Raw genomic sequence first — 21,387 nt, forward strand, 5'->3', positions numbered from 1 at the left:
GGGCTCAGTGAAACAGCAGCAGGTTAGAAAGTTCAATCATATTTATCGATCGTTTCGATCAAAAATACTAAGAAATAACCTGCTCAAATGTCGCGGTGAATGTTGTTTTCAGCAATCCCGCTTTCACACTCCATTTCCGGCAGACAACCTTAATCTGCCGGTATCCGTAAGGCGGAGTCCACAAAAACGCCTTCACACCGTTATGCTGTGACAAAAAGCCCTCCAGTGCCGGACCATCCTCCCGGTCAACGCGGATAGTCACACTGTATTTTTTCAGGTCATTATTGATCCCGGATGCACGCCGCTGCTCGTAGCCATCACCGAACCTCACCACCGACACCTGTGGTTCCGAATCCACCCCCATGTCCGGGTCAACTTTCCAGTGAAAGGTTTTCATCATCGATATGCCCCGCTCAGCCTGCCGCCGTCACGCCCCTGCTGCTGCACGAAATCAGCCGCCGCCTTTTTACCCAGATCATAAACCGCCTTCAGCGCCTGCGGCGTCAGCTCCGGCCCCGTGTTGCTGATTGCAATATGATACTGCGGCGCAAACATCGCCATCCCTCCGGAACCTGCTGCCACAACCCCCAGCTTACCGTCAGTACCGCGACGAAGCGGCAGTATAGCCTCCGGACCGGCCTCTCCCATTACTGCCGCCCCTCTGGCAAATGCAAAGAACGTCGGTCTGTTAACAATACTGCCGCTGTACTGACTGAGTCCTGCTGAGCGGTACACGCCGCCGTCCGCATTTGGAATGACCGACAGCGCCGCTGAACTGTATGCCCCGGATGGTGTACTTCCGCCTGCTGATGCGCCAAAGCCGAACATACCCAGTACTGAACCCAACAGTTTAGAAGCCGCAATACGTGCCTCCATTTTTGCCAGGTCAGCCAGGATGGAGACCGTCAGGCTCCGGAAACTGCCCTTTCCGGTCACGGAAAAATTCGCGATACTGTCCGCCATGCCGTTAAATGCGTTTGTGAAAACGTTCTCCGTCATGCCTGCCACGTTGCCCCCCTGCGCCAGAAAGTTATCCAGCGCCCGCGACGCGCCCTGCGTCCAGTCTCCCTGCGCAGCATCCACTTTCGCGTTATAATCCGCCCACTCAGCCAGTCGGCGATCGAGACTGGCCTGAAGTTCCTGCTCCGCCTGACGGTATTCGTCAGAACCGTATGTCCCTTTTGCCTTGCTGTCGCGCTTAAGCTGCTCCAGTTGTTCCTGGTAGTGCTGTTGAATTTTCAGATGCTCTTCGTACCGGCCACGTTGCTGATCGCCCATACCCATTGTGGCCAGCGCCAGTGCGTGCTGCTGCCTGACGCGGGATTCTTCGTCAGCGAGCTGGCTGGTTAATGTGAGCGTCTTTTTCTTCAGTTCATTAAAGGCATTCTGGTGTTGCAAATCCTGTTGTGAGATATCCAGCTTCTGTAGCGCAAGCGCTATTTCATCCTTATGTGCCAGTACGCTTTGTTCATCCGCCGTCAGTTTTTTACCGGACAAATCAGCGATGCGCTGCTGAAATGACAAAAGCTGCTTATGCGCTTCCGTCATTTTTTCGGTCGTGGAAAGCTTCGCGGCGGCAATCAGCCCTTCAGTCTGCGCCTGTTGCTGGCTGTACTGCAAAAGCAGTCGCCCGGCCTCGTCGTTGTGGTAAGCCTTTGGCTTTTCCTTCTGCCGTGCCATTGCTTTTTTATGGCGTTCGTTTTCACGCTCCAGCGCGGCATTGCGTACCGCAGCATCGGCATACTGCATGGCGGTAATGCGCGCCACCTCCCGTTGATGCCGCAGGGATTCAGTTTCATTATCCCGGTTCAGCGCGGCGTTCTGCTCGTTCCGACGTTTCTGCGTTTCCTGATAATTACGCTCTGCCTGCGCCTTCGCATCCAGCAGGTCCTTCTGGCGTTTCTGTTCCTGAAGTTCGTTCAGCTGCTGCTGATCGTATTCAGTCTGGGAGGAAGACACCGTCCAGGGCGTTTTTCTGCCGCGCGCGATTTTTTCCTGCAGTGTCGCGATCTTTTCATCGAGCGTGTCTTCCCGCCCGATATCCAGCATCCGATCCCATGCCCACTTCGCCGCATCACCGACAGCATTCCATGCTCTTTCAATCCAGCCCAGATTGTCGTGTACGTCCCCCATCCGCTTATTCATTTCTTCCGAATACGCGGACATGGCAATTTTCGCGGCATCAGCCACTCTTCCCTGCTCGCCCAGTACCCTGATTTGTTCAAGCTGGGTGGCGGTCAGAAAATGCAGTGTCCTGTCCAGTTCTTTCGCCGCATTCACCGGATCATCCCGCAGGCGTTTAAACTGGCGGATGGTTTCATCCACTGATTGTCCCACGTTTTCCTGCATTCTGGTCGCGGTACGGGATACCATTGCCACTGCCTGCCCGGTAAACGCTCCGCTACCGACCACCTGTGCCAGCACGCCTGCAGCATCGTGCTGCGTGACGCCATTTCCGGCGAGCGACTTCGCCATCGCATTAAGCTGGCCTGTGGTTTTTCCGGCATAACTCCCGGTCAGAATAAGCTGTTTATTGAACTCCTCACTTTCTTTCGCCCCCTCATAGTACGCCTTACCCAGTCCGTAAACCGCCGCAGCCACACCGCCAACCAGCCCGCCGAGCATCATGCCCTTCGGCGACATCAGTTGCTCAATCCACCCGGCCCGGTTGGCCAGCGTGATACCGGAACCGCGAAGGGCGCCAAAATTTCCCCGTGCCAGTTCACCAATCAGTACGCCTATCTCGCGGCGCGCCATTGCTGATTTCAGTCCCAGTGCATGAGTGGATTTTGTTGCGGTATCCAGTTTGCGGATATAGACATCGGCGGCACTGCTAACCCCCAGTTCAGCCGCCTTCACCCGCAGCAACTCAGTACGGGAGAGGCCCTGTACCGCCGTCTGCTCTTTCAGTCGACGTATAAACTGTGCTTTTTTCTGCGTGGCCAGCGCCTCCGCATCGGTAAGTTCGCGTGTCTTTGCAGCAGCTTCAGACACCAGCGCCAGATAATCGCCCTGTGAAATATCTCCGCGTCCTTTCGCCTGTCGTACCTGCGCCTGGATACGCTGTAACTCCTGCAGACCACCGCTTAACTGTTTTACACTGTCAATCTGACGGTAAAATGCCGCTGCGGCTGCATCCTGAGCCTGTGCAACCGCCGCTGCCTGCGCAGCTTCCGCCCTTAACTTCTGATTCAGGTCGACAGCCCTTTCTCTGGCCTCGTTCGCCTCACGCGCCAGTTGTGCCATAGCGTCACTCTGTGTGCGTGTGGCAACCTGTGATTGCGCCATAGCGGCACTGATACTTTTTGCCGATGCCGCCACACTTCTGGCGCTGGACTCCATACATCGCTTGATGCGTTTTTCAACGAGATCACTGCTGTCCACCAGCTTCCCCAGCCCGTTACTGGCAGTCTGAAGACCGGCGGCAACTTTAGCTGTATCAACATCCATGTTGATGACGATATCACCGACTTTCTGGCTCAAATCTCACTCCTCCCGGAATACCGACTGCCACTTCAAGCAGATCCTGCTCCGTCATGCTCTGTACCGCTCCGGGTAATGTCAGCAAACTGAAGTCCGCTGCATCGATTTCTTTCCCCGTCACCAGCATGAACACCTGCGCTTTCAGCGTGGAAAACTCCGCATCCAGCAGGGCATCACTGAAACTGTTTTCCCGAAAGAAATCAGCCCACTCACTAAGTTCAGTTGAACTCATTTCGTCCAGCATCCGGCGCCAGTCAGGCCGCCGGAACTCCCGGGCCAGTTGCCGGACAAAATGAAGCTCATTATTCAGGACTTTTCCGGCGTCATGTCCTCTGATTCATTACCTGAATCACTGGCGTTATCTTTCTTATCCGCAGACAGCCCGCTGAGCATCAGAACACTTTCTGCGCCTGCGTCCAGCGCCTCATACGACCACTTCGCCTGTACTGACTGATAAAGCGTGTCTGCATCCTGAGAAGAATCACCATTCAGAAGCGAGCGGGATACCAGCCAGGCATTAATTTCCAGTGCCATTTGCATATAAGCCACGCGCTTATCCGCTTCCGTCGCACCATCCATATCCGTGTCATATTTCGCAGTACGTTTCTGGATGAACTCCAGGTACTCAATACGTTGCAGGCCGGATAACTCGAACAATGCCACCGACGCATCCCCCCGGGTAAACGTCTCTTTCTTTAAAAACATGATTTATTCCTGAAAAAAATGCCCCAAAACAGGACGAGAGGTGGGTTATGCCTGAACAGTAATATCCGCAATAGCGGTAAAATTACCGTCTGTTGTCATGCCAATAATTTTCACTGTACCTGCCTTAACACCTTTTACAGTGGCAATATTTTCCGCCTGCGTGACGGTGGCTGTAGTCGGATCTGACGTTGCGATACGCAGTGATTTATCTGTCACGTTATCCGGTTTCACCGTGAACGTAACCGCTGTTGTGGCGCCGACCTTCACGGTGGCATTTGTCGGTTCCACTGTCAGTCCGGTAACACTAACCACTTCCGGTGCATCCTCTTCAGCAATGTACGGACGGCCCACACTGGTAATTTTTACTGTACGGGCGATCTCATCCTTACTCTGCACCGTTTTCCCCAGCGAGCTCACCCAGCCTCTGAACACATCAACAGTGCCGTTCGGATACTTGATCCGGAATCCGCGCTTCTGCCCGGTCGTGAACAGTTGAATAAGCTTTTTCTGTACGTCCTCACCTGGCTTCCACGCCAGCGTCACAGAAGTATCCCCGGCAGACTTCTGTCCCTGTGTGGTACTTTTCCAGTCAGCGTTCTCGTCATCAAGATAGTTATTATCTTCTGCATCTGCCGTCAGTTCTCCCGGCTGCAGGTCTTTTACGTTTGCCAGCCTCAGCCAGTTATTATCACTTAGCGGGCTGGCGAACGGATCACCCTCGCTGTTGTACATCCAGAATGTGGTATTTGCGCCTTTTACCGGCGCAAGTGGATTAGGAATTGTCGTGTCTGTCATTCTCTTTTCCTCTACATGGAATAGGTGATGTCGTAACTCAGATCGGCTGACCCCCACATCGCCATTTCATCGTCTCGCTGATAGTTATACCCCTGCGCCGACATTGTCCGGATGATGTCACCCAGTCCCGCCACGCTCCCCAGTGCCGGATACACCCTGTTCTCCATCTGTTCATCCAGGGCGCTGTCCGGTGCAGTGGCTTTCAGAAATACTTCCACATGTAGCACCGCGCTCCAGATATCACCGTCCACCTCAGTACCGGTATACTGAGCATCACTCAGGTACACCGCCACCGCAGGTAACTCATCCTCCTCCACCACGACCGGACGACCGTCAAAAAACGTGGTGGAGCCATCATCGGTCTTTTTTAATGCGGCAATAATGGCCTGCCGTACTGCACTGTGTCGGGTCATTTTTTAGTGAATCTCCTCAGTTCATAACTGATTTCATGCTTCAGCTCTTTGGGCATCTCCGTTTTCATCTGTAAAACAACCTGCGTGTTGAACGCATGGCGCAATGCATCAGCAACCGGGATTTTCACCACATTAAGTGGGTATCTTCCGGCACCGGAACGCTCAAATACCTGCCACCATCCGTTCGGAGCCTGCGCAATAAACCCCCGGTCAAAACGGTATTTTCCTATACGTAGCGGCTTACCTTTTCTCCCCCTCATCGGGGTTGATGGTGGCGAACTCAGTAACCTGATGGCAGTCAGCGGATCACAGTTCACATAAATGTTGGCAAAAGGCTTGTCCGCTCTGGCCAGCCTGACTCTGGCGCGACGTTTTACCGTTCTGACGGGAATACCCTGCCGTCGGTTGTCTCCGGCCACCACCAAAGCAGCAGCACTGCGAACTGACACGCTGACCACCCGTTTTGCCACCCGGTTAATGGCCCGAATTTTTGCCCGGGTCACATATCCACGATCAATTTCTTTAAGTACTGAAATGGCCTCTTTAAGCCCCTTTACCTCCATTGTTCTCCTCCAGAGTCAGTTGTGGCTTACCGTTAAAACGCCGGATACGGGTCACGGTAAACTCACTGCCCCGCAGTACCACCCTGTCTCCCCGGCGCGGGATAACGTTGCCTGAAAACACCACTACGTTTTTTCCGTTTCCTTCAACAGGCCCCAGTTCAGCCAGAAAATCAGACTCCACCACTATGCAGTCAGTCCCGTTGATGTTGACCTTCATGCCGAAGCGTTCTGCGATAAGTGCATCCATGCGCCTTTTCATCCCGTCAAAAAGGTCAGCCATTAATTTTTACCGGAACGGTTTCATCACCGTTTGCCGCTGGCGCCCATACCACCCCGACATACGGCAGGCTGCCGGTTGCATCCGTCTGAACCACGTTATCCTTCAGATACACTTTTTTCCCGACGGCAATATCCTCTGTTGTCAGTTTTGGTATGCTGAATACCCCTTCTGCGATGCCGGTTCCGGCGCTCCCGGCGGCAATATCGGTAACAGCCACAGCGAACATATCGCCGACCTGTACCAGATCTCCGCTCTTTAGTGACGTGGTCGCCACAATTTCAATCGTTTTGCCGTCTTCCACGTAATTCTTAGCCACGGTTATTCTCCTTTCCGGCACGCCGTGCCGGATTTCAGGTATAAAAAAAGCCCGTCAGGGCCGTATCGCTTAATGTCTGCTTTTAGTGGGTTATACGGTGCATTTCACCATACCGCGATAATCCACCGGCGCAACGCCCGCATCAATACGAACTTTCGTGGTTACGCCATCCACCGTGAATCCTTCCTGCTGGTCGATATACGGCTCATCCACGCCGTTAAGGTAAGCCACCTCAACGGTATCGCTGCCTTTTGCTGCAGTAAGATAGAAAGTGGACTGACTGGCGTCATCAAGACGAGGCTCCGCGATCACCGTGGCGAAATCTTTCACCGGGTTAATGATCCCGGCGTTAATATCCGCCCCCTTGACACTGACAGATTTAATCACCTGATTTGACACAGACTCCAGCGCCGTCGGCACCAGTACAAATGCCGGACGGATATTGAGGTGGCGATCGCCCTCTTTCTGCATCCGCATTAGCTGGCGCGCTTTATCCAGGGACGCCACATCCATAACGGCTTTTTCAAGGACGTTTGCGTGTTTCGTCTTGTCAAACAGCGCCACATTATCACTGGACAGTTTCTGGTTACTGATGAGAACGTCATAAACCAGATCGGCAATGGTGGCTTTTGCCGCACGTCCCAGCTTCATCGGGACATCCGTCAGCATATTCATATCATCATTGATGATGGCCTGGCGGGTAATGCTGAACAGCTCCCCATAGGTGGCGAGCGCAATGGTCGCCTGTTTATCCCCTGTGGTGACGTATTTGTATTCCGCTCCTTCACGAACCTGACGCAGTGAACTGAATCCCCCCATACCCACACGGTGCGCAATCCTGAAATCAGACAACTGTCCTTTTTTGGTCCAGGCATCGAAGGTTTCCGGCGCTTCCTGCCAGCCCTGCAGAATGGACTTGTTTGCAACATCCAGCAGAATGTTACCGAAATCGGAGGTGCTGTGCGTAAATGCCATGCCGATCATCTGCATGGGATTCATGCTGGACACGCCTGTACCCCTCGCCACCAGCGAAATTCGCGCCAGTTCACGCAGGGTCATACAGTTGTACGGGTTATCCTTCTGCGCTTCTTCATAGCCTGCGCGGGCCATCACGGCAGCGCGAACGGCGTCGCCGGTAATATTACCGTTTCCGGTATACATCCCGGCATGAAACTCTGCGCGATTCTGCGGACCATTCAGCTGGTTAGTCGGCGTAATACCTTTCGCCATCTCGGCCAACAGTCTGTCCTTCGCCATTTCCAGAGAGCAATCCACATCAGCAATGCACTCTGCCATCAGCGAGGCATAACGATCGCCGGAAAGTGAAAACACATTCTGAATGCCGGTGATACGGTTACGCTGTTCTTCCTGCAGGCGTGCGCGAATGGCATTTTCATCTACAGCCGGCGACTGAGCCTGCGACTGAATCTGTGACTCAGGGGCTTTTGCCTGTGGCTGCGGTTGCGCGCCTGCATTGCCCTGCGGGGCGATAATCATACCTTTAATGCTCTGTGGCATATGCTCAAACTCCTCAACACGTTTTGAATGAATACAGGCCATTGCTTTTACAGGCTGTATCAGTTTGTCGGCAAACCCTTCACTGACGCACTCCGCGCCGCTCATCCAGGTCTCCTTTGCCAGCATGGCAGCAATATCTTCAGGCGTTTTTCCAGTTTTTTCGGTATAGATGGGGATAATGACGCTTTCGATCTTGTCAAGCAGGTCAGCATATTCCCGGATATCCTCCGCCTCCCCCCCCGCCACTCCGCGCGGCTTATGAATCATCATCATGGCGTTTTCCGGCATAATGATGGGATTACCTACCATCGCAATAGCGGATGCCATTGAGCAGGCCATTCCATCGATATACACCGTTTTTTGCGCCGGATGATTTTTCAGCAGGTTATAAATGGCTATTCCGTCCAGTACTGCTCCGCCAGGTGAATGAATATGCAGATTTATCCGGTTAATCTGTCCCAGTGCAGCCAGTTCTTCTGCAAACCAGCGAGCCGAAATTCCCCATCCACCAATCTCGTCATAAATGCGGACCTCCGCCGTGTTATTGACTGCAGCCCTGATGGAATACCAGCTATTACTGCTTCCCTCCCCGCGTTCGTTCCCTGTGGTCATCACCGGCGGCATTTTTATCGCCGCCACTGTTGTCTTCACTTCCGGCATTATCCTGTTCCCCCGGGTCATGTGCCGGGTCAGTATCAAATACCAGTCCCAGCTTACGGTTTTCGTCAATTTCCGCCTTACGGCGGCGTTTCACTTCAGCAGGTGCGCCGCCACGGGCACGCACCCAGTCACTCTCTGTTGCCGCCCCGCCGCGTATCAGCACCCGCCAGGCATTCGCCTCTTTCAGCGGATCTATCCACGGCATAACCGGACCGGAATACACGGCATTAAACAGGGTCCCCATGTCCGTGTCCGTCGGCACATCTATCACACCCGCCGTAATCGCCGTCGCCAGCCATCGCCGGTAAACCGGGCGACTGACGGCAGCAATAAAATTATCCTGTAGAATGGTGTATCCCTCCTGAGCCTCCACCAGCTCCTGACGCTGGGCGCTGTAGGTGCCGTCGTAGTTTCTGGCAATAGAAGAAAAACTTCCGCGTACACCTGCGGCAACCGCTCGCAGTTGCCCCATACGGAAAGACTCCAGGTTGGCATTTGGCCTGTCAGATTTGATGGTGCCGATATCCTCTCCCGGCAACAGGTCTTTCAGAATGGTGCCGGGTTCAATATCCAGATCGCGGTCTTTATCCGCATAATCTGGCGCGTCACCATCCTGTACCATTGCGTCACTGCGCCGGATAAACATGGCAAAAGCCGCCGAAATACGCGCGGCCAGCCTTTCACTGTCCTCATACTCCTTCAGATCCAGCAGCCGGATAATAACCGGCGCCAGCAATGTGACGCCCCGCGCCTGATTCAGGCGACGGGTGAATTTAAGATGCAGCATATTTTCTGCATCGATAAGCTTGGTGGCCACCATAGCGGTGGCAAATCCCGGCCAGGATTTACAGACGATGTAACTTTTTGGCCTTTGCCAGTCGTTAAAATAGATCCCCTGAACCAGATTATTTGTACTGTCCGTCTGTTCCATCGGGACATAATCCGGTTCCATCGCCTCAAGCCAGAACGGTACGCCCGCCACCGGCTCAAGCCCCGGCATTTTTCCCGCCACCATCTGGGAGAACACCTCCCCGTCCCGCAACCATGTGCGTAACAAAAGGCGCTCCAGTACCGGGCGCGTATATTGTCCGGTCACGTCCGGCGACACGGACCACTCTGCCCATCTGGCGTGGATTTGTTCCGCCAGCGCGTTATTCAGCGTTCCGGCCACCGTCAGTGGTTGTGGCTCAACGATGATCCCCTTAGCCCCGATAACGCGCTCTTCCATCTTATCGAGCGCCCCCACCACCAGATCGTGATTGTTATCGAACCAGCGGGCCTGCTCCCGCAGGGACTTTCCGGCAATCTGGTTTAGTTGATTGGCGTTGCGGTTTTCACGCTTAATTTTATGTGTCCGGGTGGGTATTGCAGCCTCGTAAGCTTTTATTACTGCCCGCGATCGGAGTCTTGATACAGCCCATCCCGGCGACATCATGCTGATAGCTTTATCGATAAAATTCATGACAACCTCGCCCGGGTGAAAAGCCGTCGCGGATTATTTAACCGCTGTAACCTGTCTTCAATCTCGCGGCGCCCCTTCCTGATTTCCTCCAGGCTTTCCATTGTCATTGACTGACCGTTAAGCATGATGGACTTGCCTTTCAGTACAGCAAGCTCGGCCTCCAGATAGGCGTTGTACAACTCCTGTAGCCCTGCCCTGGTCATAACCACCCTCCTCCGGAACCACCGCCCCAGGCGGGTAAAATTTTTTTCTTCCTGGCTTTCACGGCTTTCTCTCCTCCTTCGTGTTGCCCCTGCTGGCGAACCTCAACAGGCTGCGTGGTTTTTGCGGCGTCTTTTTCCGGTAAGCGAGCCCATCCTGGTGGTTTTTCCCAGTTGATTCGCTCATAGCCACGGAGAATAGCCAGCGCGTGGGCGTAACACATCAGATCGAGCGCCTCGTTATTACCGCGTCCCGGTTTTTTCCACTTTCCGTCTGCGCTGCGCTCTTCATAGGTCAGTTCCTCGTAGAACCACGGCCCCAGCCAGTCAGGAAAATGAATGTAATTCGCCCCCGGCTCCTCACGCTCCAGTGCGGCAGCTACCCTGTCTTTCAGGGCATTGGTCTGTAACAGATACAACGGCACATCCCCCCTGGCTTTTGCCCGACGTTCTGAGCGTTCGGTGTTATCGGGATAGGTTTTGGTGATCAGCTTCTCGCGTCGGGTACTGTCTCCCTTGAACAGATAAACGCGCCCGGCAACGCCTTTTCGCTTACACCTTCGCCAGAACGCGTAGGCATTATCGGTAACACCGTCTTCACCACCTGAGTCCACCGCCATTGCCAGTACCGGCATAAACTGTTCAGGATCTGCCGCCAGCGGATACGTCTTTTCCAGCACATCCGTTCTCAGCAAATCCCAGTCTTCCGGTCTTGCAGCCGGATTGACAGGCTGGCTTTCGCCATCCTCATTCACTCTCAGGGAATAACGGATGTTGTAGCGGTCAATGATCCAGCGTTCACCATATGCGCCATAGCCCACTACCTGGACCACAAAGCGCCGCTTTTTACCGCCCTGTACGTCAACGGTTGCCACAATAAAACGCACCCCGTCAGGAACGGTACGTTTTGATACGTCCTCAGCGCGTGCCATCAGCGCGTCACCGCTGCGTGCCTCCAGCGAGCGACGGGACTGATAGGGTAATCCCCAGTCCGTATTGATGACGGCTTTCAGGGTTTCCTCGCTGCCGGTTCGTTCGTATTCCTCTTCGGCGGTCAGCAGCTTGTAAACCAGTTGCGCCCAGGTCTGATAAGCCGCCGCCGGTCCCTCCATCCAGAAACTGGCGATACGTGAGCGGCGGGCTTCGCCGGTAATATTGCCGTCGCGGTCAATGTGCTGACCTTCCCGCAACCAGACGCCACGATTATTCAGCTCACGCTTCTGCTGTGGTTCAGTCAACTTATGGCAGTGTGGGCACTGAATCCGCGCTGCTTCACTGGCCTCCATAGGGTCGGCAATATGGCGATAGCCGGTCATATTCGCCATTGATGGCTGAAAATATTCGCCACAATGCGGACACGGCCAGTACCAGCGACGACGATCGCCACGGTTGTACAGGGAAAGTATTCCTGTGGTCGGCGGTGCTTCGTGCGGTAATGACGGTTTCCATCTGGTATCGGTAATTTCCCGCCCCGGCGAGCTCTCCACCAGTGTCATACCCAGCGACATAAACGTTGTGGTACGCTTCGACGCCAGCGAGAATGCATCCCCCTCACCATCAACATCTTCGGGGAACCGATCGTAGTCAGTCAGCGCCACACATTTAAAATCCGAAGACGAAAAAACATTGATTGATGGCCAGCCAATTTTCAGAAACGAGCCATCACGAAACGTTTTATCATGCACATTATTATCGTTACGGTGAGGGCTGAGTCTTCTTGCTATCGCCGGACTGTGGCGAAACATCTTTGCCAGACGCCGCTTTGAGTGCTCCTGCGCCTTGTCCTGAGTCATCTGAACCACCAGCATGTCAGACGGATCGCAGACAATATTGTAGGAAATCCAGCCGTCAATCAGCCCCAGCGTCTTACCGGTTCTTGCCGGGGCGACAAATACCACGGCATCGTAGCTGCGTGATGACAGGCAGTTCATGGCTTCCACCACATAGGGGGTCAGGGTGGATTCCCATGCCACAGAATTTCCCGCATCGCGTGGTACGCGCATATATTTTCTGACCGCATCCGATATCTTCATCCTGCGCGGCGGCCTGAACATCGATGAGATATCACATCCGGCAACAACAGCAGAGGCTAAACTATTCCTGCTCTTCCTCTTGCCCTTCGTCACCGTTGTCATCATCATCTCCGTTTATAGCATCCGCGCAGGCCTGGTATGTCATGCTGGCCAGATCTTCCCTGAGTTGATCAATAATTTTTTGCGTCATTTCCAGCGCATCAGGCGGCAATGCCGCATCCCTTTCCAGTAAGTCCGGCAGTATCTCCAGTGTCTTGACGACCGTTTTTGCCATGACAGCATAAACGCTCAGCACCTCGCTGGCCGGGATCAGAGTTCTCATCTCCTTTTCCAGCTCAATACGCGTCATTTCCGACTGAAACCATGCCCGTCGATCTGAGGGTTTCATCTTATTGGGGTCATTCTCCCCGGTAACAGCCGGCATCGTCATCATGGCGGTCAGAATATCCACCAGCCGGTAGATTTTCAGGTTACTACCGTTCCCACCTGAGGTTTTTACGCCCTTCAGCCTGCTGGCGATGGTCTGTCGGTGTGCACCAGTGATGGCCGAAAGCTGTGTGATGTTTAATTCGAGGCTTTTAATTTCCTGATCCACAGTCGTGCTCTTTTCCTGTATACGGTGAAAATGGCGTTCAGTGTCGAACAAAAAACGTACCACTTCGACACTGAAAACAGTAAATGTATTGATTTTTAAGGTTATTTTTCAGTGCTGACAGAGACTAAAAAATCAAAAATCAGCCGATTCCCGCGAGCCCGAAGCCACCCGTGGCGCACCCTGCCCAGGAGTACCTTTTTGATATAGTCACTATTTATTATTATTTTTTCCTGCATTACTGTGGCATTGGGTACGAATGTACGCCTGCGCCCCTTCGAGTTGCTTTTGCATCGTCTTTACTCGCTCTCTGAGGGTGAAATAATCCCGTTGAGCGGAGTCTGCCAGTCTGGGGCTGGCTGCATTATCCACGCGGGCGGTGGAGGTGGATTTACCTGTCGGCACTGTGGGGCATGTTGCGTTGACGAGCAGGCGACGACGGCCAGCGGCAACATCATCGCGCAAAGCATCATTCTCAGATTTCGCATCAGCTAATTCCTTTGTGTATTTTGCATCGAGGGCGGCGACGTCACGCTGGCGCTTCGTCATGTCAGTAATTGTCGCGTTCGCCAGCGCCAGCTTATGAGTAACGGTGTCGCGCTGCTCTTTGTACTTCACCGCGTTACCGTGGTAGTGGTCAGTGGCCCATGCCAGCGCTGCGATCACTATCAGCAACGAGACTATTACGCCGGTGGTTATACGATTCATGTCACCACCAACGGATTTGTCCTATCAGATAGCCAATAGCGGCGACAAACAGTACCAGCCAGATCAGGACAAATTTCCAGTTTGGTAATTGCTCAATCATTAGTCGCAACTCCCTAATCAGTTTGCTAATATCAATCACAGGTTCTCCCTTGCCTTCATCAAGGTGCAGAAACAGAAAACCCCGACTGTTTGCAGCAATCGGGGTTTTCGCTTTTATATCCTTCGTAAATCAGAAATCGGCAGATTTTGTGTTATCCGCGTCCGTGGCGCCATGTCATTTTTGGTGAATTATTCCGCTGACAACAATTTATTGTTCAATACCCCAGCACGCCAGCGCCGATTCCTGGTCGCGTCGTATCACCTGGCCGTAACACTGATTTTCCCTGTTGTGGCAGTCTTTGCCGCCGTCATATATCCAACGGCGGATTTCTGCACACGCTCCCTTACGATCTCCTGCGTTGAGCTTCCGGTAAAACGTGGACGGAAAACATTTACCGGGACCGATGTTATACGGACAGAACGACGCAATACCGGTTTTCTGCGGTTCAGTCAGCGGTATATGAACATGTTTATTTACCCATGACAGCGCTTTATCCCGCTCGATGGCGTTGTAATGGTCGCACTGGCTTTGTGTCAGTCGCTGGCCTTTCACGACGGGTTTACCATCGATACGGGTCACGCCACGGCATACTGACCAGACGCCGCCGTTATCACGAACGGCCACCAGCGTATTTCCTTCCCGCTCCTGTAAAAACTGGTCGAGTAGCTGCGGTGCGCTGGCACCGGCGGCAATCAGCGCCAGCATGGCGGCGGAAAGACCGTATTTAACTTTTGTCCTGACCGCCATTACTGCCCTCCGGCATTTCAGATACCGCCAGCATTTTTAACGTGCTGTCATGGTCGTTTTTTTCCAGAATCCGGGCGATTAGCCTGTTACGCTCTTCCATCGCGGCAGCCTGTCTTGCCTGAGCCTGCTCTGATTTCTTTTTGTAATGCTTATTAACCAGAAACGTACCAATACCCAGAACAATACCTATCAGCGCGCCATAGTCGTTTAACGTCCACTGGGCGCATATGCCGCTGATTAATGCCCAGATGTAGGCCAGCCATGTCGTATGTTTATCCATTGTCATAACTTCCCCTGTCCGGGAAATGGACTACCCGGATGTCGGGTAAGTGGAAAAAGAAAGGCCGCGCAATAGCGCAGCCTTGTGATGGGTGCGGGAGCCAATCCCCGCTACGTGGCAGTGGTATACAGACAATCAGGGGTATGATTTACGCAGCTAATATTTCAAGCCGTCTTCCAAGCGCCGCCAGCGCGTTCTATATCTAAGCTGGTGGTTGTAACAGCCCCGACAGTACTTCTGCTTCACCGTTATGGCAGATATCATCGCCCCTTGTCAGATGCCAGACACCAACAATAAGCTGTCCTGATTCCAGATCGTCAACTGTGTCGTTCGTATAGTATGCCACCTGAACAACACCGTTATGCTGAATCCAGTAATACCCTTCTTTCATTCACACCTCCGCAAGACTAAGCAAATAGTATAGGGCGAAGCAGAAAATGCCGCGGTGCAAGAAACCACAACTCAAATCCTGTTGTACAGGCTGCTCTTTCCAGTCATAGCCTCACCACCGATAGCTCAGATGGCGCAGTGTGAAGTAGGAAGGCCGCCCGGTGGATTAACGACAAAACTCAGAGGGATTATTCCGGACGGCACAAACAGAAAAGCCCCGGCAATCACCGAGGCTTAAATTGTTGCCGGTTACCGCTCCGGCGCGATCAGCAAAAGCTATCGCGGTATCAGATAGTGGCCCTGCCTGTGTGAGCTTTGCGGTCGGCTGGAACATGTAGACTCCGCATCACTCCCCGCACTTTGTCTTATTGGCGTCGGGAATCCATAAAAGAAAACCCCGCCGAGGCGAGGTTCTTAATTCTTGTAACGTCACAGGCATAATAACCCATCGTTGGAATCAGGTTAGCCATTTTCCGTTAAGTTTGCAATAGCTAAATTATTTTGGTCATCGAGTCACGTTTCCCAGAACCTTTTCTGCATACGATTCCTCAATATGGCAATGCTCCACCAGCCGATCGAAAAACAGTTTATAGTTGTACCGCCATACCATTTCCGTTACTCCTAGTGCTTTAAAAATCTCGGTATCTTTGAGACGTGGGTAGCCTCTTCCCTTGCATCTTGGGCATTTTTTATAAACCGGCACGCCCTGCAACTCAGATTTTTTCTTATCGAGAATTTCTCCGCGTCCCCGGCAACGACATTCATTTTTCACATGGCCTTTGCCATCACACGCCTTACACACTACGCGCACCTGCTCACGAACTGATTTCCACACCTCCCAGTCGGACGGAGAAATACCTTTCGTATCTTTTACCCATTTTGGTGGCTTACCATCCGGGTAGGTAACCTTGTTCGTGAAAACCTCAGCATCAATTAATTTAGCACCATGACAGCTACTGCACGTCACCAGGCTGGCCGCGCTGAGGGAATAATCGCGAAATACATAACGCGCCATAGTGTCGAGAAATTTTGAACGCTTACCCTCTTCCATTTTCCGTAATGCCCCATGCCGTTCTGCACGCTGCTCTGCTAATAGTCTGATATAGGCGATGATATTTTCAGAAGATAAAACCCCAGCTTTTGCAAGATACAATTCAATACCCACTGCGGCTTTTGCAGTAAGTAGCCCGAGGGATGCCATTACGTCAGTAATAGTCAGCGTATCAGACGTTATTCCGCATGGTACTGCGCCGGGCATCATGGATTTAGGTGAAAAATATTTCGGTAAGGACTCAAGATTCATTTCGATGCTCCCGTTTTGCTTCAATGCGGACGTAATTACGAAGAATGCGGTATGCCACAGGAAAAGATCCCCGGTATCGATAAATTCGGAGACGCAACCAGCGCATGCGGAGTATCTCGATCAGTTCTGGTTTCATGCGGCCTCCAGCTTTTTTAGCGCACGCAGATCCGCCAGTGCCGCGAGCCTGATTTCCTTCAGCTCCTCGACCGTCCAGCGGTGCGGGGTGTTATTGTTCTCGAGTGCCAGCACCGCCGCCTCACCGTAACGCTCAACCAGCGCGGTACGATATGCTTCGATGTTCCCTGATTTGTAGACGTTGCAGACATCACACTGAAGATGGATGTTGAAGCGAGTGAAGCGCAGATGCCCGGCGGCGGCCGTAGTCCTGTAATGGCCTGCATGCCATGCGAACGCCGTCTTCGTTCCACAGGAGATGCAACCGAGTCCTTCTGCCAGTTCGGTTTCGCGGCAAATGTCATTTACGGCGCGCTGCGTCAAGTCAATCCAGTGCTTCAGCGGCTTAACCGCGGCTTTCCGCTGGCGCCAGGCGGCGCGTTCTTTTTTCTCAGCGGCGCGCTGAAGGGATTGCGCCTTACGTTGCGCGGCTTCGCGAGATTTTCTGGTTTGTTCTTTGCCGACGGCGCTGGCACACTGGTACGAGCAAACGATCTGCCCCTCGCGTATCGGGTGAAACCACTGGCGGCATTCTTTGTTTGCGCACTTACGGCGCGGTAATTTAGCCATGCTCACCCCCAGACCTTTTGGCGTAAGGATTTTGGCGTCCGCACCCGGTGTGCATATTCAGGTAATTTCGCGCTGACAGTCCAGGTAATGAAGTCAGGGTTCAGGCTCTTTTCTGTCCTTATGCCCCGCTTCTGATAATCCGATATCAGAGTGTCGGCCTGCTCGGTTGTACAGTCGTGATGATGGAACCAGGAGTATTTCATCGCCATCACCCCGCAAAGCTCATGAGCTGGGCGGCGGCGTTCTCGGCCTCGCGCTGAGTACGGAATGTACGTGATAAAATCCAGCGCCAGAGAACATCAAGCGCGGATTTATACAACTGCTGAAATTCGACCTCATCCATGCTGGAAAAAGCGATGCTGCGGGGATGTTTGCGAAGGGTGCCGTCCGGTAACTGGATGGCGTCATAGTGACCAGCCTCAACCGTCACCCATGCGCGGTAGGCATCGAATGATTTACACAGGCTAATCCCGTTTGTTACCCGGCGGTTTGCAATCTGTTCCAGATACTGTTCAGCCGCATCCAGTAATGCGCTTTCATTCCCGCCATATGCAGCGAGAAACTTTGCATAACCGTTTACCAGTTTGCGCTCATTGGCAGAAATGGCGCCGCCGGTGGGTTCCCAGTATTCAAACCCAAGATTAAGCAACGCGAAAAAGCGGCGATGGAATGCAGGATTCCTCACCTGACGGAACTCAGCCACCAGCACGGCGCCGAGTTTGATTTTTGATTGCAGAATATCACTGGTCTCCGGCGTTGCGGGGATCAGAATTCCAGATGACTGCTTGATGAGTTGTAATTCGTGCGCCATGGTATTCTCCGTGGCGCAGTAGATTGGGAGTTCAGCCCGCAAGCGAGTATAACAAAGGATGATTATTCATGATAACCGGCTCTGATAGTTAGCTCATTAATCAGGGTATCGCTCCCCATGATGTCATTTTGCAACAACGGCAGAAACCGGACATAGCGGCCATCCCGATACATCAATGACCTGTTGCAGTCAGGAAAAAAATCCATTTCAGCAATTACTGTCATGTCATCACGGCGAATAACAGCATATTTACAAGTGAATGTTTTATTTAAATTTTTCACGGTGTCTCCATAGATAACGAACTTGAGCATTTTTAAAGCATCTTCATGCTCACCATGAATATATAGGAGACTATTAATTATCATCATCAATAAATATGGTTATTTTTTGACCATGTGCAATGACATTTTCTCTGTGTTCTATTTATAATCTTATAACTGGTTATTTTTTGACATGCTCATTTCCCGGACATTAAAAAAACCGCCGGCGCAGGTATTAAGTACGGGTACATTGAGGTTGTCTGACACATCACAGGTGACGGAGATTCATCCCCCAAGGTCTCTTACTTAGCAATGAAGACAACTACCTCCTCTCTGTCTGGCCGGTTCGATCGCAGTCTCTCCTCGTTACTGGTGCAGTCACTGTGACAGTGATGCAGATGATAATCAGGACGATTAACATCGCTGCGGTTGACTTATCCGGCAAAATTATGCTGCCATGATGCCAGTTAACCATACTGGCATCATGGCCAACCGGCATCGAAAAGCATGTTGACCAGACTCGCAGGCCATTGAATCACGCAACAACCAGTTACTATCATCTGATGAAAAAGGCTGTGCATAACAGAATCAGAACTGACTGGTATCAGGGCCATGTTCTTCAGCAGCAAATACATAAGATGAAGCAAGATATAAAGAATGAAGGAAAAATCGAGTATAAAAAACGTACAGAATTGTCTGAAGTAACTTCCCTGCAGCATTGACGCCGCAGGGAATCTATTTATGGTGTAACTATATTGAACCAGAACTCAAACTTGTCCATATAGCCCAGCATCTCATCCAGTTTCGCAGCATTACCGGTAACGTTGACTTCTCCTTTATCTTGAGCCTGCTTCAGAGTTTCTTCCTTCAGGATAATTTTATTCAGCGTGTCACGGTTCAGAGTAATCGTGGCATCAGCATCTTTCGCTTCAGCATTAGCCGTGTGGTTCAGCACGCCATTTTCCAGCTCAAGCTTGTACTTTCCGCCGTCGCTGCCAAGGTCAATATTAAATACCGCCCGGGCATTACCCGCTTTTTCACCGTTGATATGTACAGCCAGGAAGTCGAAGAACATTTCAGGGGTCATCGCCCGAACGGTATCCGGACTTGCTGTATTTGGCGTCGGACCTTTAACCACACCGTTACGCAGCTCCTGCGCACCGGTCAGGTAGAAGTTACGCCATGGACCAGATTCAGCCTGATACCCCAATTGCTCCAGCGCATCGGCTTCAAGGTTACGTGCATTCTGGTTATTTGGATCGGCAAACACGACCTTACTCACCACCTGAGCAACCCAACGGTAGTTCCCCTGGTCAAAGTCTGCTTTAGCTTTCTGAAGAATCGCATCGGCACCGCCCATGTATTCAACAAATTTCTTGGCCGCTTCTTCGGGTGGCAGCTCATCAAGGGTTGCCGGATTGCCATCGAACCAACCGAGATACAGCACATACGTTGCTTTTACGTCATGGCTGATGGAGCCGTAATAGCCGCGGTTGGCCCAGGTTTTTGCCAGGCTATCCGGTAGTTTGAAGTTGGCCGCTATTTCGTCGCGAGTCAGACCTTCATTGGCCATGCGCAGAGTCTGGTCATTGATATAACGATACAGGTCTCGCTGGCTTTTCAGCAGACCAACAACATTCTCGTTACCCCAGGTCGGCCAGTGGTGCTGGGCCATAATAATTTCAGCTTTGTCACCCCAACGCACTATAGCTTCGTTGATATATTTCGACCACGGCAACGGCTCACGAATTTTTGCGCCACGTAGCGAGTAAGTGTTATGCAGGGTGTGAGTGACGTCCTCTGCGGCTTCGATGAGTTTCTTCTCTTCGATGAACCACAGCATTTCCGAAGGGGCTTCCGAACCAGGGGCCAGCATAAAGTCGTAAGTCAGGCCATCAATCACTTCTTTCTGGCCGTCTTTATCGATGATATTAGTGGGCGCAATCAGTGTCACCGTCCCCGCAGAGGTGGTCGTCCCCAGTCCGGCGCCAACCTGGCCGGAGGCATCTGGTTTCAGGAGGTTGCCATACATATAGCTGGCACGGCGGCTCATCACGTTGCCGGCCATAATATTCTCGGCTACTGCTGCCTCCATAAAGCCAGCAGGCGCATACACTTTCACCTTGCCGGATTTCACGTCCGCTTCATCGACAACGCCACGCACACCGCCATAGTGGTCAACATGGCTATGAGTATAAATGATGGCGACAACAGGCTTATTGCCACGGTTTTTGAAATACAAATCCATACCGGCTTTGGCTGTTTCCGCAGAAACCAGCGGATCGACAACCGTAATCCCCTCTTTACCTTCGATAATCGTCATGTTGGATAAATCAAGGTTACGAATCTGGTAGACGCCGTCTGTGACTTCAAACAAGCCACTGATATTGATTAGCTGGGACTGACGCCACAGACTAGGGTTAACAGTGTCAGGAGATTTTTCCCCTTCTTTTATGAAAGCGTACTGCTGTGGATTCCAGATGACATTCCCTTGCTCTCCCTTAATCACCTCTTCAGGTAAACCAGCGATAAAGCCTTTATGGGCATTCGTGAAATCGGTGTTATCAGAGAAAGGAAGTTGGTTATAAAGCGCATCGTTAGCTTGCTTGGTTGAAGCAGTGGCACCTTTTGGGGCTTCCTGTGCAAATAAAGGTGTCAGCGCAGTGGAAGAGAGTAGCCCCGCCAGCGCAAAACTTTTAACGATCAACTTAAGTCTCATTTGTACCCCTCATGTAAAAATATTCTGTATCACTCAGTCTGGTAGATTAATTATCTGTTAATTCAAACAATTAAAGTTATTACTGACCATTTTCTCTCTTTTAAATATAACCAAAACGTTACATTTCGCTATTTATGGATACAAATAAATCGTGTTTTACGTCAGCCAGTTCCATCCTCTTTTAGTAAGTGGGGTAAGCTCGCTTCCCGTTTCCGGGAGACAACTATAATTATTCCCCCTACTACAGAAGCTTTGACTATAAGTTCGTCACTGTGGAACAAAAATCATCTCATCAGCCAAAAATG

Annotated in this window: 26 protein-coding genes; all 26 read right to left on the minus strand. The window is 52.1% G+C overall.

Translation table 11 applies throughout. The annotated features are described in order from the left end of the window. Positions 1-67 precede the first annotated feature (67 nt). The 26 genes from J4613_RS09415 to J4613_RS09535 all read right to left on the minus strand — a co-directional run bounded on the left by J4613_RS09415 (position 68) and on the right by J4613_RS09535 (position 21,082). Positions 68-400, minus strand: coding sequence for a phage tail protein (locus J4613_RS09415; RefSeq protein WP_000978295.1), 333 nt, complete (start codon positions 398-400; stop codon positions 68-70). After that, a complete protein-coding gene (locus tag J4613_RS09420; protein WP_065305406.1) occupies positions 397-3,384 on the minus strand; it encodes a phage tail tape measure protein in 2,988 nt (995 codons plus the stop codon). Before J4613_RS09420 ends, J4613_RS09415 begins: the two co-directional genes overlap by 4 nt. Positions 3,385-3,463: 79 nt before the next feature. Then, positions 3,464-3,793: a phage tail assembly protein T gene (locus J4613_RS09425; RefSeq protein ID WP_010989009.1), complete on the minus strand. Its 330-nt coding sequence runs from the start codon at positions 3,791-3,793 to the stop codon at positions 3,464-3,466. After that, positions 3,790-4,188, minus strand: a complete 399-nt coding sequence (locus J4613_RS09430) for a phage minor tail protein G (protein WP_000478858.1) — start codon at positions 4,186-4,188, stop codon at positions 3,790-3,792. Before J4613_RS09430 ends, J4613_RS09425 begins: the two co-directional genes overlap by 4 nt. Before the next feature lie 45 nt (positions 4,189-4,233). Beyond that, complete coding sequence (locus J4613_RS09435) at positions 4,234-4,983, minus strand: phage tail protein (protein ID WP_000132755.1); 750 nt, start codon at positions 4,981-4,983, stop codon at positions 4,234-4,236. 11 nt (positions 4,984-4,994) lie between these two features. Continuing rightward, positions 4,995-5,396 (minus strand): phage minor tail U family protein, encoded by a 402-nt coding sequence (locus J4613_RS09440; RefSeq protein WP_000196703.1) that lies wholly within the window; start codon positions 5,394-5,396, stop codon positions 4,995-4,997. Continuing rightward, positions 5,393-5,959, minus strand: a complete 567-nt coding sequence (locus tag J4613_RS09445; protein ID WP_111742389.1) for a phage tail protein — start codon at positions 5,957-5,959, stop codon at positions 5,393-5,395. Before J4613_RS09445 ends, J4613_RS09440 begins: the two co-directional genes overlap by 4 nt. Continuing rightward, a complete protein-coding gene (locus J4613_RS09450) occupies positions 5,940-6,239 on the minus strand; it encodes an ATP-binding protein (protein WP_000774239.1) in 300 nt (99 codons plus the stop codon). Before J4613_RS09450 ends, J4613_RS09445 begins: the two co-directional genes overlap by 20 nt. Next, a complete protein-coding gene (locus J4613_RS09455) occupies positions 6,232-6,555 on the minus strand; it encodes a DUF2190 family protein (RefSeq protein WP_001107908.1) in 324 nt (107 codons plus the stop codon). Before J4613_RS09455 ends, J4613_RS09450 begins: the two co-directional genes overlap by 8 nt. A gap of 90 nt (positions 6,556-6,645) precedes the next feature. Further along, entirely contained in the window at positions 6,646-8,724 is a 2,079-nt protein-coding gene (locus J4613_RS09460) for a ClpP-like prohead protease/major capsid protein fusion protein (protein WP_077909833.1), read from the minus strand. Next, on the minus strand, positions 8,648-10,195 hold the full coding sequence (locus J4613_RS09465; RefSeq protein ID WP_001009205.1) for a phage portal protein: 1,548 nt from the start codon (positions 10,193-10,195) through the stop codon (positions 8,648-8,650). Before J4613_RS09465 ends, J4613_RS09460 begins: the two co-directional genes overlap by 77 nt. After that, a complete protein-coding gene (locus tag J4613_RS09470) occupies positions 10,192-10,398 on the minus strand; it encodes a hypothetical protein (protein ID WP_000196190.1) in 207 nt (68 codons plus the stop codon). The genes J4613_RS09465 and J4613_RS09470 overlap by 4 nt, the downstream gene beginning before the upstream one ends. After that, the gene (locus tag J4613_RS09475) at positions 10,395-12,533 is read right to left on the minus strand and encodes a phage terminase large subunit family protein (RefSeq protein WP_000989238.1); all 2,139 of its coding nucleotides are present in this window, start codon (positions 12,531-12,533) and stop codon (positions 10,395-10,397) included. Before J4613_RS09475 ends, J4613_RS09470 begins: the two co-directional genes overlap by 4 nt. Then, positions 12,490-13,023, minus strand: a complete 534-nt coding sequence (locus J4613_RS09480) for a DUF1441 family protein (protein ID WP_000371784.1) — start codon at positions 13,021-13,023, stop codon at positions 12,490-12,492. Before J4613_RS09480 ends, J4613_RS09475 begins: the two co-directional genes overlap by 44 nt. Positions 13,024-13,233: 210 nt before the next feature. After that, on the minus strand, positions 13,234-13,719 hold the full coding sequence (locus J4613_RS09485; protein ID WP_086010216.1) for a lysis protein: 486 nt from the start codon (positions 13,717-13,719) through the stop codon (positions 13,234-13,236). Between the two features lie 316 nt (positions 13,720-14,035). Next, positions 14,036-14,575: a lysozyme gene (locus J4613_RS09490; RefSeq protein WP_000301013.1), complete on the minus strand. Its 540-nt coding sequence runs from the start codon at positions 14,573-14,575 to the stop codon at positions 14,036-14,038. Further along, entirely contained in the window at positions 14,553-14,855 is a 303-nt protein-coding gene (locus J4613_RS09495) for an HP1 family phage holin (RefSeq protein WP_001682303.1), read from the minus strand. Before J4613_RS09495 ends, J4613_RS09490 begins: the two co-directional genes overlap by 23 nt. 202 nt (positions 14,856-15,057) lie before the next feature. Continuing rightward, positions 15,058-15,246, minus strand: a complete 189-nt coding sequence (locus tag J4613_RS09500) for a hypothetical protein (RefSeq protein ID WP_001534381.1) — start codon at positions 15,244-15,246, stop codon at positions 15,058-15,060. A gap of 504 nt (positions 15,247-15,750) precedes the next feature. Further along, a complete protein-coding gene (locus J4613_RS09505) occupies positions 15,751-16,548 on the minus strand; it encodes an antitermination protein (RefSeq protein WP_001047630.1) in 798 nt (265 codons plus the stop codon). Then, positions 16,538-16,684 carry a YlcG family protein gene (locus J4613_RS09510; RefSeq protein ID WP_001617856.1) on the minus strand — a complete coding sequence of 49 codons (147 nt, stop codon included), beginning with the start codon at positions 16,682-16,684 and terminating at the stop codon, positions 16,538-16,540. Before J4613_RS09510 ends, J4613_RS09505 begins: the two co-directional genes overlap by 11 nt. Then, positions 16,681-17,292: a recombination protein NinG gene (locus J4613_RS09515; protein WP_046593564.1), complete on the minus strand. Its 612-nt coding sequence runs from the start codon at positions 17,290-17,292 to the stop codon at positions 16,681-16,683. Before J4613_RS09515 ends, J4613_RS09510 begins: the two co-directional genes overlap by 4 nt. A gap of 2 nt (positions 17,293-17,294) precedes the next feature. Next, the gene (locus J4613_RS22665) at positions 17,295-17,501 is read right to left on the minus strand and encodes a hypothetical protein (RefSeq protein ID WP_001241016.1); all 207 of its coding nucleotides are present in this window, start codon (positions 17,499-17,501) and stop codon (positions 17,295-17,297) included. Further along, entirely contained in the window at positions 17,501-18,103 is a 603-nt protein-coding gene (locus J4613_RS09520) for a DUF1367 family protein (RefSeq protein ID WP_000929790.1), read from the minus strand. The genes J4613_RS22665 and J4613_RS09520 overlap by 1 nt, the downstream gene beginning before the upstream one ends. A gap of 62 nt (positions 18,104-18,165) precedes the next feature. After that, a complete protein-coding gene (locus J4613_RS09525; protein ID WP_000911593.1) occupies positions 18,166-18,414 on the minus strand; it encodes a hypothetical protein in 249 nt (82 codons plus the stop codon). 271 nt (positions 18,415-18,685) lie between these two features. Continuing rightward, complete coding sequence (locus J4613_RS22670; protein ID WP_223151200.1) at positions 18,686-18,784, minus strand: hypothetical protein; 99 nt, start codon at positions 18,782-18,784, stop codon at positions 18,686-18,688. Positions 18,785-19,102: 318 nt separating this feature from the next. Further along, on the minus strand, positions 19,103-21,082 hold the full coding sequence (locus tag J4613_RS09535; RefSeq protein ID WP_001237395.1) for an alkyl sulfatase dimerization domain-containing protein: 1,980 nt from the start codon (positions 21,080-21,082) through the stop codon (positions 19,103-19,105). Positions 21,083-21,387: the final 305 nt, after the last annotated feature.

The sequence above is a fragment of the Salmonella sp. 32020114201800008SM genome (assembly GCF_017572025.1).
Taxonomy (GTDB): Bacteria; Pseudomonadota; Gammaproteobacteria; order Enterobacterales; family Enterobacteriaceae; genus Salmonella; species Salmonella enterica.